This window comes from Streptomyces sp. NPDC056734 (assembly GCF_042790455.1).
Lineage (GTDB): Bacteria > Actinomycetota > Actinomycetes > Streptomycetales > Streptomycetaceae > Streptomyces.
On sequence record NZ_JBHTZD010000030.1, the window covers coordinates 1 to 13,255 of the forward strand.

The window sequence follows — 13,255 nt, forward strand, 5'->3', positions numbered from 1 at the left end:
CCGGTTTTCGTTCGTGGTGCTCTGCTCCGGTCGCCGGTTTTCGTTCGTGGTGCTCTGCTCCGGTCGCCGGTTTTCGTTCGTGGTGCTCTGCTCCGGTCGCCGGTTTTCGTTCGTGGTGCTCCGCTCCGGCCGCCGGTTCTCCTTCGCGGCGCTCCCCTCCCGCCGCCGGTTCTCGCTCGCCGTCCGGGGCGCGGTGCTCGTTCGGGTCTTGCGGTCGCCGCTTCCCTTCCCTCGGGGGTGCAGCACGATGGTGAGCGGGGACGCCGTGAAGACGGAGGAGTACGTGCCGACCGCCAGGCCGATCAGCAGGGCCAGGGCGAAGTCCGTGAGGGCGTCGCTGGCCAGGACGGCCAGGGCGGTGAGGATGATGGCCGCGCCCATGCCGGTGCTGACCGTGCGGGGGAGGGTTTGCAGGATCGCCCGGTTGGTGAGGAGGGGCAGCGGTGTGGTGCGGTCGCGGGCCAGGAGTTCGCGGATGCGGTCGAAGAGGACGACCGAGTCATTGACCGAGTAGCCGACGACCGTCAGCAGCGCGGCCAGGAAGAGCCCGTCGATGGGCTTGCCGAGCCAGGCGAAGATCCCGGCCAGGATGACCACGTCATGGGCGAGCGCGCCGACCGCCCCGGCGGCGAACGTCCAGCGGAACCGGACCGAGAGATACAGCAACTGGGCGCCCAGAGCCAGGCCCAGGGCGATGAGGGCACCCCGGCGCAGTTCCTCGCCCAGGCTGGGGCCGATGAGTTCGTCCCGGACCTTGTCGGCGTCGCCGCCGAGCGAGCCGATGGTCTCGGTGACCGTGGCCGCGTCGGCGTCGCTGAGATCCTCCGCCCGGACCGTCACCGCGCTGTCGCCGGAGGACTGGACGACCGCGCGGGGCACACCCGCGTCGGCGAGGGCGGCGCGGGCGCGGTCCGGGTCGACGGGTGAGCTGGTGGTGTACTCGATGAGCCGGCCGCCGGTGAACTCGATGCCGAAGTCCAGGCCCCGGACCAGCATGCCGGAGCCGGCCAGCACCAGGGCGACGGCGGACGCGGCCAGCCAGCGGCGCGGCCGGCGCATCAGGAACGGGTCGCGGCGCACCAGCCGTTCCCGGACCCAGCCCAGGTGCGCGATCCCGGTGATCTTGGGCCTGCGGCGGACGGCCCCGCGGTCCACCGCGTACTCGGCGAGCACCCGGGTGATCACCAGCGCGCTCACCATGGAGGCGAGGACACCGATGCCGAGGGTCACGCCGAAGCCCCGCACCGGCCCGGACGCGAAGGCGAACAGCAGGCCCGCCGCGATCAGCGTGGTGACGTTGGAGTCCGCGATCGCGCTGAACGCGCCCCGGAAACCCGCGGTCAGCGCAGAACGCGGGCTGGGCCTGCTGCGGGCGGCGTGCTCCTCGCGGGCCCGCTCGAAGACCAGCACGTTCGCGTCCACCGCCATGCCGATCGCCAGCACGAACCCGGCGAGACCGGGCAGGGTCAGCGTCGCGCCGAGCGCGGCCAGGGCGGCGTAGGAGAGCAGGCCGTAGCAGGCCAGGGCGATGGTCGCGAGCAGGCCGAGCAGCCGGTAGACGACGATGATGAACAGCGCGGTGAGCGCGGTGCCGACGACCGCCGCCCACGCGGCGGCGGAGATCGCCGCGTCCCCGAGGGTGGCGCCGATGGTCCGCTGCTCGATGGTCTCCACCGGTACGGGCAGGGCGCCGCCGGAGATGAGCAGGGCCAGTTCGCGGGCCTCGGTGTCGTCGAAGGAACCGGTGATCTGTGTCGAGCCGCCGGGGATGCCGGTCCCGCACGGCACGGAGGGGTCGACCTGCGGCGAGGAGATGATCTTGTCGTCCAGCACGATCGCCACCCGGCGCTGCGGATCCCCGGCCGGGTAGCACGCGGCCTGCGCGGTGACCTGCGTCCAGCGGTCCTGGCCGCCGTCGCTGAAGTCGACGGTGACGGTCCAGCCCGCGCCGCTCTGCGGATCGAAGCGGGCCTCGGCGCCCTTCACGTCCTGGCCGGTGAGGGCGGCGGGCTGGAGGTCGAGTCGCCGGCCGGATTCGTCGGGGAGGGTGCGTTCGTCGGTGGGGGCGGGGGAGGTGGCAGGGGGGGGGGTGGCTTCCGTGGCCGGGGGCGCCGCGCCCTGGACCGGGTGCACGGTGAGCTGCGCCGTCCGGCCCAGGACCTCGGCGGCCTGCTCCGGGTCCTGGACTCCGGGCAGTTCCACGATGATGCGGTGGTCGCCGGAGCGGACGAGGGTGGGTTCGGCGACGCCGAGCGCGTCGATACGGCCGCGCAGCACCTCCAGCGTGCGGTCGGTGGCCGCCCGGTCGGCCTCGGTGGTCGGGGTGGAACGGGTCTCCAGCACGATCTGGGTGCCCCCGCGCAGATCGAGCCCCAGACGGACCGGCACGGTGAGGGCGATCGCCAGCGAGGCGGCGAGCACGGCGAGGGCGAGCAGTGCGCGCAGACGCTGGGCATGGCTACGGCGTTTCACGGAACAGCCTCCGGCAGGCAGGTCGCGGCACGACGGCACGGCACACGGATGCCGGGCCGCCGACGCGGAAGGAAAAGGGAGAAGGGGTGTGAGTCAGCTGCCGGGAGGTGCCGGAGGCGCCCGGCCGCGGTGCTGCGCCGCCGGGCCGGGGGAGAGCGGAAGGGGCGCCGACCGGGCCGACGCGTGGACGCCGGTGGCCTGGGCGGCGCTGGTGGTGCGCGGGGTGGTGGCCTGGTGGTCAGGCGGGGACGGACGCTCCCCGAGATGGTCGTATCGTGCCCCCCTGGCCTGGGCCGCGCACCCGGTGCCGCACGGCTCGTCGGCACGCTGACCGGAGTCCGTGCGGTGGACGGCGCCCGTGGCGGTCGGGGCCGGACCCGGCGCCGGACCGATGGGCGTGACCGTGGGCAGGACCGCCAGCAGCAGCGCGAGAAGCGCGCCGAGGGCCGCCGCGAGGCGGTGACCGGCGGCCGGGGTCACGGGGATGTGCGGGAGCATGGTCGCGGCGGGCGTCAGGGTTCGACCAGCCCGGCGCGGATGGCGTACCGGGTCAGCTCCAGACGGTCCCGCAGCCCGAGCTTGTGCAGCAGATTGGCCCGGTGGCGGTGCACGGTCTTGACGCTGATGAAGAGGATCTCGGCGATCTCCTTCGACGAATGCCCCTCGGCGATCAGTTTGAGCACCTCCTCCTCGCGCGGGGTCAGCACCTGCCCCGGCTCCTCCTCGCCGTGCCGGACCCGGTCCAGATAGCTGCGGATCAGCGCGGTGACCGCGCCCGGGTACAGAAACGGCTCGTCGCGCATCGCGGCCCGGCAGGCGGCGACCAGATCACGGTCGGCCACCGACTTCAGCACATAGCCGCACGCCCCGGCCTTCAGCGCCTGGAACAGATACTGCTCGTTGTCGTGCATCGTGAGCATCAGGATGCGCAGGCCCGGTACCAGGGTGCTCAGCTCGCGGGTGGCCTGGAGGCCGGTGAGCCGGGGCATGGCGATGTCCAGGACGGCGAGATCGATCTCCTGGCTCCTGGCCGCCTCGATCGCCTCGGCCCCGTCCCCGGCCTCGGCGACCACCTCCAGATCCGGCTCCCGGTCCAGGATCAGCCGCACACCCCGGCGGACCAGGGCGTGATCGTCGGCGAGGAGGATACGGATGGGACGCGCCGGGGCCGGGGCGGGCGTCGCCACGGGCGCGGTCCGCGCGGTCCGGGTGGGGTCGGGCATGGTCATGGCTGCTTTCCGAGGGCGGGGTGGATTCGGGGACGGGTTCTGGGGGTGGGTGCGGGGGCGGTCACGACGGCTTCCTCAGGGCGGGTACGGGGGTCGTCAGACGGATCCGGGTGCCGGTGGCCGGCGTGGAGGAGATGTCCAGGGCCGCCCCGGCGAGCAGCGCCCGTTCCCGCATGCCGCGGATCCCGGCGCCCTCACAGGCCGCCTCGATACCCCGGCCGTCGTCGGTGATCTCCAGCACCACCGCCTCCCCGGCCCGGCGCAGCCCCACCTCCACCCGGGTGGCGTCCGCGTGCCGGGCCGTGTTCGTCAGGCTCTCCTGGGCCACCCGGTACAGGACGAGTTCCGTCTCCGGCTCCAGGGCGGGCAGCTCGGCGTCGAAGCGGCGCACCACCCGCAGCCCGGTGTGGGTCGCGAAGTCCTGGGTCAGCGAGGTCAGCGCACTGACCAGACCCAGATCCTCCAGCACCCCGGGCCGCAGCCGCCGCACCAGCCGCCGTACCTCGTCCAGGCTCGCCCGGGTGATCTCCTGCACCTGGTGCAGCTCCCCGCGCAGCGGCTCCGGGGCGTCGTCGGCGGCCCGCTTGAGCACCAGCAGGATCGCGGTCATGCCCTGTCCGACCTCGTCGTGCAGCTCCTGGGCGATCCGGCGGCGCTCCGCCTCCTGCGCCAGCAGCGCCCGCGCGCTGGACGTGGCCCGCTCGTGCTCCAGCCGGTCCAGCATCGCGTTGAACGTCCGGATCAGCTCGGACACCTCGCCCCCGCCGCCGCTGTTCCCGGTGCCCTCGCGCCTTCCGGTACCGCCGGGCACCGGGAGCCGCTGACCGGGGCGCAGCAGATCGACGGTGCCCATCAGCCGGGTCAGCCGGTCCAGCGGGGCCAGCCCCCAGCGCAGCAGCGCGCCATTGGCGACCAGCATCACCCCGAGACCGCCGACCAGGATGAACGCCTCGGTCAGCAGCACCGGCACGGAGACGGTCACCGGCGCCCACAGCAACAGCCCGGTGGCCGTGCCCAGCACCAGCGCGTTGAGCCCGAAGATCCGCCAGAACAGCGACACCGGGTGCATCCCCTTCCGGTCCTTTCCTGTTTCCGCCGGTCCTTGCACGACCGGCGGAGGTCCGCTCGATTGCCGGCCCCTACGATCGGCCCACCTTCCAGCCTCCCTCTCCCGCGCCCGCCGGTCGATGGGGCCCAGCCCCCATTTCGCCGGTCACGCCCCACCCAATTTCGCAGGTCACGCCCACCCAATGGGCGGCCGCGCCGCATCGCCGTGTGGTCATCGCGATCCCCGGGAAATGGGGTCCACGCCCGATGGGCACCGCGAGCGCCGCCCGGCACAGTGGAGGCACATCAGGCCGTCCGGTTCGGCGAGTGCCCGTGGTCGTCGGACCACGGGGCGCCGGGCCGGACGGCCGTTGCTGCGCGTAACGCGCCTTGAGAGAGGAGCCACCGTGGCGCTCGACACCCCGCGGACCGGCAACCGGCCCGACGCCTCCCCGGGCGGTTCCCGTCCCGTGACACCCCACGCCGATGCCCGGCCCGCCGGGCCCACCACGCACGAGGCCCAGCAGCGGCTCGAACACGCCCGCAACACCCGGCTGGCCCAGCTGCGCGCGCTCGACGGTACCGGGCAGAGCGCGGACGACCATCTGCTGTCCGTGCAGGCCGAGGCGATCCGGCGGGTGCTCACGGAGATCGACGAGGCGTTCGCCCGGGTCGCGGACGGCTCCTACGGGCGGTGCGTCGGCTGCGCCAAGCCCGTCGCCGCCGAACGGCTGGAGATCCTGCCGTACACCCGGTACTGCATCACCTGCCAGCGTCACGCGGCCGGCTGACCGGCCGCCGCGATCGTACGAGGTGACGCACGTGAACCATCGGACCGCGGGCGGCCGTGCCGTCGCCCCCCTGTCGCCCGAGGATCTCGCCGCGATGCAGGAGAACCTGCGCGAACAGCGGTTGTTCCGCCAGGAGCAGCTCCGGCAGATCGCGGCGGCGCCCCGCGCCGAGTATCTGCGCGGCCGCCGCTCCCCGGCACAGAACGAGGTGCAGGTCAAGCTGGCCGCCTCCGCGCGCATGGTGCTCGCCGATGTGGAGGCGGCCCTGCGCCGCATCGCCGAGGGCCGCTTCGGCGGCTGCCGGCTGTGCCGGCGCCCCATCGACCGCGAACGGCTCCTGATCGTGCCGCAGGCCCGCTACTGCTCCCGGTGCCAGCAGGTACGGGAGGCGGGGACGGCCGGGCCCGGCACCGGGACGCCCCCGGGGGCGCGAGGGGCGGAGCGATGACCGCCGTACACATGCCCCCGACCGGTTCATCGACCGGTTCATCGACCGGTTCATCGACCGGTTCATCGACCGGTTCATCGGCCGGATCCCCGGACAGCCCCACGACCGGGTTTCCGAGCCTGATCGGCCCGCCCCCGGCCGACCCCGCCGTCCCGCACCACCGCACCCACCCCCTGTGCCGCCCCTGCTGCTGCCTCGCACTGGACCTGGGCAGTGCCCGCACCCGGGTGTGGGTCGCCGGGCGCGGGCTGGTGCTCGACGTGCCGACGGTCACGTTCCCCGGCGCGCTGTATCCGATCCGGCGCGGTGCCATCGTCGACGTACCGGGGACGGCCCGGATGCTCGACCGGCTGCTCGGCGACCGGCTGCCGAGGCTGACCCGGCCACTGGTGGTGCTCACCGCGCCGGTGCTGGACGGCCCGGCGTACCGGGAGCGGGCCCGCACGGCCGTGCAGGTGCTGGGGCCGCGCGCGGTGCTGACCGTCCCGACGGCACGGGCCGTCGCGCTCGCCGCCGACGTGGATCTGTCGCTGCCGCTGCTCGTCGTGGACCTCGGCGCCCATCTGACCGAGGTGGTGCTGCTGGCGGACGGCGCTGTGTGCGACGCCCGGCGTACCGCGCTGGGCACCACCGATCTGGACGGCGACATCACCGCGGCGGACCTCTGCGAGGCGGTGGTCACCATGATCGCCTCGATGCTCCGGCAGGACCGTACGTCCCTGACGGCGGACGCGCTGACCCGGGGCGCGCTGCTCGCCGGGGGCGGCGCCCGGCGCCCGGACGTCGTCCACCGGCTCTCCGGCAGCCTGCACGCACCCCTGCGGCCGGTGCCCGCCCCGCACACCGCCGCGATCCGGGGCGCCGCGAGGATCCTGCGCTCCGCGCACGCCCATCCCTCGGGCAGAGGCACCGCCGCGCACTCCCCTTGATCCCCGCGTAGTTCCTCGTTCCTCCTACCCCCACCCACCCCGCCACGGCAGGTGCGCCCCACCGGCCGTGGCGGCCCCTTACCCGGCGCCCGACCCCCAACATCCGGCGTCCGCCCCCGACAACCGACAACCAACAACCGACGGACGTACCGCACGCCCCCCCGAAGCGCCCTTCCCCGCAAGGCGACTGACGGCCCGTCAATCACCCTTCACGGCAAGGAGGCCCCGTGTCAGGCGACATACCCCCCGCCCAGCCCCCACCCGCCGACCGGCCCGGTCCCCCCGACCAGCCCGGTCCCCCCGTCCGGCCCGTCGCCTTCTGGCGCTGGCGCCGCAACCCCCTGCGCCGCCGTACCGACCGGCTCGAAGCCCGGATCGCGCTAGCGCTGGCGCTGCTCGTGCCGCTGCTCGCGGGCGCGGCCCTGTTCCTCGCGGGCGACACCGCCCAGCGGCACTACCGCGCGACCGCCGAGCGCGAGGAACGCACCCGGCACCACATCGCCGCCGTGCTCGTCCATGACGTCCCGGGCCATCCCGAGCCCGGTTCCGACGAGGCCCGGCACTCCCGCTACCCGGCCGAGGTCCGCTTCACCGCCCCGTACGGCGGCGTCCGCACCGGCACCACCGACGTCCTGCCCGGACTGCCGGCGGACAGCCCCGTCCGCGTCTGGGTCACCACGGACGGCACGCTCACCGAGCCGCCGATGACCGCCGACGAGATCCGCAGCCGCACCGCCGGCTGGGCACTGCTGGCGTTCCTCGCGGTCGCCCTGGCCGGTTACGGCGTCCATGTCGTCGTCGCTCGCGCGCTGCGGCGGCGCAATCTCGCCGCGTGGGACGCCCGTTGGGCGGAGACGGCCCCGCGCTGGACCCCGTACCGCTGACACCGGCCCGCTGCCGGGCCCGCGCGACCCACCGGACCCCATTGCCGGACCTGTCTGGGCCTCTATGGACCTTTCCGGATCTGTCGGGATCTGTCGGGACCTGTCTGAGCAGGTCCGAAATAGACACCGAAAATTCCCCTCACCGCAAACCGTTGACTATGGACATCCCTATACCTACGCTCTCGCATGTCCATGGTTGTCCCTACACAAAGCGGTGTGCCGATGAAGATCGCGGTTGTCGGAAGTTACGGAGCCGGCCTCACCATGAGGCTCCCCAAGGCTCCCGTCGCGGGGGAAACCGTCTCGGGCGGCGTGTTCGACCCGGGCCCCGGCGGCAAGGGCAGCAATCAGGCCATCGCCGCCGCCCGGCTGGGCGCCGAGGTCGCGCTGCTGACCGCCGTCGGCGACGACGACTTCGGCCGCGCGGCGCGCGAGCTGTGGCGGCGCGAGGGCGTCGACGCCGGGCAGGTGGTGACCGCCCAGGCCCCGACCATGGTCGGCTTCATCCTGGTGGAACCCTCCGGGGAGAACCGCATCGCCATCGCGCCCGGCGCCCTGGACGAACTGGACGCCGCCGCCGTCGAGGGCTTCCGCGCCGAGATCGCCGCCGCCGACATCCTCGTCGTGTCGATGGAGATCCCCGAGGACGCCGTGGTCACCGCGCTGCGCATCGGCCGCGAGACCGGCACCCGCACCGTGCTCAACCCGGCGCCCGCCCGGCCGCTCCCCGACGACTGCTGGCCGCTGATCGATGTGATCATGCCGAACCAGACCGAGGCCCCCGTCCTCCTCGGCCTCGCCGACGGTCATGGACTCGGCGACGAGGACCTGGTCCGCGCCCTGCGCGAGCGCACCTTGGGCGCCGCGATCCTCACCCGGGGCGGCGCCGGCGCCCTGATCGCCGAGGCGTCCGGCATCACCCACGTACCCCCGCACCCGGCCGGGACGGTGGTCGACACCACCGGCGCCGGGGACTCCTTCACCGCCGCACTCGCCGTCGCCCTCGCCGAAGGAAAGCCCCTCGACGGGGCCGCTGCCTTCGCCGCGGCCGCCGGCGCCCACACCGTGACGATCGCGGGCGTCGTCCCCGCCCTGCCCACCAGAGACCAGCTGAACGCCCGGATTGGAAATGCCTCGTGACCTCGACGACCTCGAAGCCCCCCACCACCGCGGCGCCACCCGCCGCCGAGTCCGCCCGGCGGACACCCGACGCCCTGCGCCGGCTGCTGCACGCCCGGGAGGCCGGTGTCTTCGCCGCGCTCGTCCTGCTGTTCCTGCTGGGCACCGGGCTCTCGCCGACCTTCGCCTCGTCCGACAACCTGCTCTCGGTCGGCCAGCAGATCGCCCAGATCGGCATCATGGCCGTCGGCGTGACCTTCGTGATCCTCAACGGCGAGATCGACCTCTCCGTCGGCTCGACGTACGCGCTGTCCGCCATCTCCACCGGCATGCTCATCTCGGACGGCTGGAGCTGGATGGCCGCGATGCTCGTCGGCCTCGCCGTCGGCGCCTTCGCCGGACTGCTCAACGGACTGGCCGTGGTGCTGCTGGGCGTCCCGTCGTTCATCGTCACCCTGGGCACGCTCAGCGTCTTCCGCGGTGTCGCCCTGCTCATCTCCGACGGCGCCCCGATCTCCCTCAGCTCCTCGCAGCCCGGCGTCGCCGACTTCAACCTCCTCGGTCAGGGGCGGTTGTTCGGGGTGATCCCGATGCAGTTCCTGTTCTTCGCCGCCGTCGCCCTCATCGGCGTGGCCCTGCTGGCCCGCTCCCGCTTCGGCTTCAACACGTACGCCGTCGGCGGCAACCAGGAGGCCGCCCGGCTGGTCGGCATCAACGTCAAGCGGGTCAAGCTCACCGCGTTCGTCCTCTCCGGGTTCACCGCCGGACTCGCGGGCGTGCTCGGCCTGTCCTTCCTGTCCTATGTGCAGGGCGTGACCGGCCAGGGTCTGGAACTCACCGTCATCTCCGCCGTCATCATCGGCGGCGCCGCCCTCTTCGGCGGATCCGGCACCATGTGGGGCACCGTCATCGGCGTCGCCTTCATCGGCCTGCTCCAGAACATCCTCAACATCAAGGGCATCTCGTCCTTCTGGCAGACCGTCGTCACCGGCCTGGTCATCGTCGCCGCGGTCGCCGCCGACACCTGGCAACGCAGGCGCAAGGCCCGCGCCTAGCGACGGCCCGCACGGTCCGGGCCCTTGCCGTCCCGGTCTCCCCCCTACGCCCCCACGCGCTCACGCCCCCACTTCCCCCGCCCTCGCCAGCCCATGGACACGACAAGGGAGTCACCATGTCCCCGCGCACCCGCACCCTGCTCAGATCCCTCGCCCCCGCCACGGCCGCCGCCCTGGCGCTCGCCCTCACCGGCTGTGGCGCCGTCACCTCCGCCGACTCCGGCAGCGGCTCCGACGACGGCTCCTTCAAGCTGGCCTCCCACATCCAGCAGCGCGTCGACGACGACAAGCCGATGCGGATCAAGCTGAGCTACCACGACCCGTCCCTCGCCTTCGCCACCCCGATCGGCGCGGGCATGGACAAGGCCGGCGAGGAACTGGGCGCCGACGTCCAGCTGATAGGCCCCACCGGTGGTGACGCCGCCAAGCAGGTCTCCGAGATCCAGACCCTGATCCAGCAGAAGGCCGTGGACGGACTCGCCGTCTCCTCCGCCTCCAGCGACGCCCTCAAGCCCGTGATCAGCCAGGCGTACAAGGCCGGCATCCCGATCATCTCCTTCAACACCGACAACCCCGACTCCGAGCAGATGGGCTTCGTCGGCCAGGACCTCAAGGGCTCCGGCAAGGCCCAGGCCGAGCAGCTGCGCAAGGACCTGGGCGACCAGGACGTCAACGGCAAGTCGGTCGTGGTGTTCTCCGTGGACACCGGAGCCGGCTGGTCGCACGACCGGTTCAGCGGCTTCGAGGAGGGCCTGGAGGGCAGCGGCCTGAAGATCGTCGGCCCGGTGAACGTCGGCAACGAGCCCAACGCGGCCTACAACACCGTCGAGTCGACCATGTCCGGCAAGACCGGGGTCGTCGCCGTCGCCGGGCTCGACTGCTGCTCGACCACGGCCGCCGCCAAGTGGGTCGCCGGGTCCGGCCAGGCCGACGCCATCACCATGGGCGGCTTCGACCTGCTCACCCAGACCGCCGAGTACATCGACAAGGGCGTCCTGAACTTCACCATCAGCCAGAACCCCACCGAGCAGGGCTACCAGGCGGTGAAGGTGCTCAACGACTTCCTCACCAAGGGCACGAAGATCACCGGAGTGGACACCGGCGCCCAGTTCATCACCGCCGACAACCTCGACTCCGCCGCCGTGGAGGACTGATGACCACCGCCGCTCACCCCTCAGGGGCACCGCCCACCGCCGGATGCGCCGTCAGCGTCCGGGGCCTGTCCCGCAGCTTCGGCCCGGTACGCGCCCTGCGCGAGGTCTCCTTCGACGTCCCCGCGGGCGAGATCACCGCCCTGCTCGGGGAGAACGGCGCCGGGAAGTCGACCTTGCTGAAGATCCTGGCCGGCCTCCAGCCGCCCAGCGACGGCACGGTCACCGTCTTCGGCGAGCCGGTCACCGCGTACGACCCGGCCACCGTGCTCAGCCGGCACGGCGTCGCGATCGTCCCGCAGGAACTGTCGCTGCTGCCCGACCGCACGGTCGCCGAGAACGTGCTGAGCGGCGTCGAGCCCGGCCACCGCTGGTTCCCCTCCCGCCGCCGGATGCTGGAGCGCACCGGCGAACTCCTCGCCGAACTCGACCTCGATCTGGACCCGAACGCCTCGGTCCGCACCCTGGACCTGGCCACCCAGCAGCTCATCGTGGTGGCCCGGTCCATCGCCCGGGGCTGCCGGGTGCTGATCCTGGACGAGCCGACCGCGATGCTCACCCCCGCCGAGGCCGACCGTCTGTTCACCCTCATGGACCGGCTCAAGTCGGCCGGGACGACCATGCTCTACGTCTCCCACCGGATGCCCGAGGTGTTCCGCCTCGCCGACCACATCCAAGTACTGCGCGACGGCGGCCATGTCGCCTCCTGGCGCCGCGCGGAGACCACCCCCGACCAAGCGGTGGCCGCCATGGTCGGCCGCGAGCTGGGCCAGTTCACCCGGCGTGCCGGGCAGCCCGCCGACCCGGCGCTCGAACCGGCCCTGAAGGTACGGGAGCTGAGCGGACGCCGGCACCACAGGGTCTCCTTCGAGCTGCGCCCCGGCGAGATCCTGGGCGTGGCCGGGCTGCCCGACTCCGGGCGGGTGGAGCTGCTGCACAACCTGTTCGGCGGCGACCGCGGCACCGGCGGCACCGTCGAACTCCTCGGCAAGCCCTACGACAAACGCGACCCCATCGCCAGCGTCGAACGCAAGCTCGCGTTCGTGCCCGGCGAGCGCCGCGCCCAGGGCCTGCTGACCACCATGAGCGTCGGCGAGAACGTCGGCGCCCTGACCACCAAGGCGTTCAGCAGCCTCGGCCTGATCCGCCGCCGCGCCTTCGACGCCCGCGCCGCCGAGCAGGCGAAACGGCTCCGGGTCAAGACGGCCACCATGGGCCAGCCCATCACCAGCCTGTCCGGCGGCAACCAGCAAAAGGCCGTCCTCGGCCGCTGGCTGGCCATCAACCCCGGTGTCCTCATCCTCGACGAGCCGACCCGAGGCGTGGACATCGGCGCCAAGGCCGAGATCTACGCCCAGCTGTTCGCCCTCGCCGAGGAGGGGCTGGCGATCCTCTGCTCCTCCTCCGACCTGCCCGAACTGCTCACCCTCACCGACCGGATCGCGGTGATGAGCGAAGGCCGGCTGGTGGATGTCGTGGCAACCGACGAGGCCACCGAGGAATCGATCATGACCCTCGCCACGGGGGCGACGCCCGCCGCGGCGTAGCACCTCAGCCCTCAGCCCTCAATCCCTCAGCCCCCAATCCCTCAGCCCCCAGTCTTCAGCCCTCTGGAGAAAGGCAACCCGCCATGAAACGCTCCGGCATCCTCAACGCCGAACTGAGCGGTGCCCTGGCCACCCTCGGCCACACCGATCTGCTGCTGGTCGTGGACGCGGGCTTCCCCGTGCCCCGCGACGCACACCGCATCGACCTCGCCCTCGCCGAGAACCTGCCCGACCTGCGTACGGTCCTCGGACTCATCGCGGACGAGCTGGTCGTCGAGGGCGTGGTCCGGGCCGAGGACGTCCCCTCCCACAACCCCCGCCTCGACAAGTGGCTGCGCCACCGGTTCTCCGACGCCGAGTTCAGCACCCGCACGCACGCCGAGGTGCTGGGCGAACTGGCCCGCGAGGCCAAGGTCGTCGTCCGCACCGGGGCCTTCGAGCCCTGGGGCAACATCGGCCTGTACTGCGGCGTCGACGCCCCGCGCTGGTTCGGCGGCGAGGGTGTCGTCGTACCGGAGCAGTACGCCACCAAGGTCTGAGCCCCCACCCCCCACCCCCCTTTTTTTCTCCCCCCACTCACTCA

General features: G+C 73.0%; 13 protein-coding genes. 9 read left to right on the forward strand and 4 right to left on the reverse strand.

The annotated features are described in order from the left end of the window. From secD to ACFRFC_RS33215, 4 genes are all read right to left on the reverse strand, one after another. Positions 1–2,472: protein translocase subunit SecD (gene secD, locus ACFRFC_RS33200; RefSeq protein WP_383112677.1), on the reverse strand; the 2,472-nt coding region annotated here is incomplete at its 3' end. Positions 2,473–2,565: 93 nt separating this feature from the next. Continuing rightward, the gene (locus ACFRFC_RS33205) at positions 2,566–2,970 is read right to left on the reverse strand and encodes a hypothetical protein (protein WP_382692540.1); all 405 of its coding nucleotides are present in this window, start codon (positions 2,968–2,970) and stop codon (positions 2,566–2,568) included. A gap of 14 nt (positions 2,971–2,984) precedes the next feature. Next, on the reverse strand, positions 2,985–3,695 hold the full coding sequence (locus ACFRFC_RS33210; protein WP_382692538.1) for a response regulator: 711 nt from the start codon (positions 3,693–3,695) through the stop codon (positions 2,985–2,987). A gap of 67 nt (positions 3,696–3,762) precedes the next feature. Continuing rightward, positions 3,763–4,761, reverse strand: a complete 999-nt coding sequence (locus ACFRFC_RS33215; protein WP_382692553.1) for a sensor histidine kinase — start codon at positions 4,759–4,761, stop codon at positions 3,763–3,765. 457 nt (positions 4,762–5,218) lie between these two features. Between ACFRFC_RS33215 and ACFRFC_RS33220 the strand changes: the two genes are divergently transcribed. The 9 genes from ACFRFC_RS33220 (at position 5,219) to rbsD (ending at position 13,211) form a co-directional block, all read left to right on the forward strand. After that, positions 5,219–5,539, forward strand: coding sequence for a TraR/DksA family transcriptional regulator (locus ACFRFC_RS33220; RefSeq protein ID WP_382692551.1), 321 nt, complete (start codon positions 5,219–5,221; stop codon positions 5,537–5,539). A 94-nt stretch (positions 5,540–5,633) separates the two neighbouring features. Next, positions 5,634–5,987 carry a TraR/DksA family transcriptional regulator gene (locus ACFRFC_RS33225; protein ID WP_382692549.1) on the forward strand — a complete coding sequence of 118 codons (354 nt, stop codon included), beginning with the start codon at positions 5,634–5,636 and terminating at the stop codon, positions 5,985–5,987. Continuing rightward, positions 5,984–6,916: a rod shape-determining protein gene (locus ACFRFC_RS33230; RefSeq protein WP_382692536.1), complete on the forward strand. Its 933-nt coding sequence runs from the start codon at positions 5,984–5,986 to the stop codon at positions 6,914–6,916. Before ACFRFC_RS33225 ends, ACFRFC_RS33230 begins: the two co-directional genes overlap by 4 nt. A gap of 227 nt (positions 6,917–7,143) precedes the next feature. After that, on the forward strand, positions 7,144–7,800 hold the full coding sequence (locus ACFRFC_RS33235) for a hypothetical protein (RefSeq protein ID WP_382692535.1): 657 nt from the start codon (positions 7,144–7,146) through the stop codon (positions 7,798–7,800). A gap of 264 nt (positions 7,801–8,064) precedes the next feature. After that, positions 8,065–8,940, forward strand: coding sequence for a ribokinase (locus ACFRFC_RS33240; protein ID WP_382692533.1), 876 nt, complete (start codon positions 8,065–8,067; stop codon positions 8,938–8,940). Beyond that, positions 8,937–9,974 carry an ABC transporter permease gene (locus ACFRFC_RS33245; protein WP_382692531.1) on the forward strand — a complete coding sequence of 346 codons (1,038 nt, stop codon included), beginning with the start codon at positions 8,937–8,939 and terminating at the stop codon, positions 9,972–9,974. The genes ACFRFC_RS33240 and ACFRFC_RS33245 overlap by 4 nt, the downstream gene beginning before the upstream one ends. Positions 9,975–10,090: 116 nt before the next feature. After that, positions 10,091–11,128: a substrate-binding domain-containing protein gene (locus ACFRFC_RS33250; protein ID WP_382692529.1), complete on the forward strand. Its 1,038-nt coding sequence runs from the start codon at positions 10,091–10,093 to the stop codon at positions 11,126–11,128. Then, a complete protein-coding gene (locus ACFRFC_RS33255) occupies positions 11,128–12,672 on the forward strand; it encodes a sugar ABC transporter ATP-binding protein (protein WP_382692527.1) in 1,545 nt (514 codons plus the stop codon). Before ACFRFC_RS33250 ends, ACFRFC_RS33255 begins: the two co-directional genes overlap by 1 nt. Positions 12,673–12,755: 83 nt before the next feature. Beyond that, on the forward strand, positions 12,756–13,211 hold the full coding sequence (gene rbsD, locus ACFRFC_RS33260) for a D-ribose pyranase (RefSeq protein WP_382692525.1): 456 nt from the start codon (positions 12,756–12,758) through the stop codon (positions 13,209–13,211). The last annotated feature ends 44 nt before the right edge of the window (positions 13,212–13,255 follow it).

Excerpts from the sequence above, each read along its gene's own strand:
- rbsD (WP_382692525.1), top strand. The coding sequence starts at position 12,756 with ATGAAACGCTCCGGCATCCTCAACGCCGAACTGAGCGGTGCCCTGGCC.
- ACFRFC_RS33255 (WP_382692527.1), top strand. The coding sequence starts at position 11,128 with ATGACCACCGCCGCTCACCCCTCAGGGGCACCGCCCACCGCCGGATGC.
- ACFRFC_RS33210 (WP_382692538.1), bottom strand. The coding sequence starts at position 3,695 with ATGCCCGACCCCACCCGGACCGCGCGGACCGCGCCCGTGGCGACGCCC.
- ACFRFC_RS33240 (WP_382692533.1), top strand. The coding sequence starts at position 8,065 with ATGAGGCTCCCCAAGGCTCCCGTCGCGGGGGAAACCGTCTCGGGCGGC.
- ACFRFC_RS33230 (WP_382692536.1), top strand. The coding sequence starts at position 5,984 with ATGACCGCCGTACACATGCCCCCGACCGGTTCATCGACCGGTTCATCG.
- ACFRFC_RS33225 (WP_382692549.1), top strand. The coding sequence starts at position 5,634 with ATGCAGGAGAACCTGCGCGAACAGCGGTTGTTCCGCCAGGAGCAGCTC.
- ACFRFC_RS33250 (WP_382692529.1), top strand. The coding sequence starts at position 10,091 with ATGTCCCCGCGCACCCGCACCCTGCTCAGATCCCTCGCCCCCGCCACG.
- ACFRFC_RS33205 (WP_382692540.1), bottom strand. The coding sequence starts at position 2,970 with ATGCTCCCGCACATCCCCGTGACCCCGGCCGCCGGTCACCGCCTCGCG.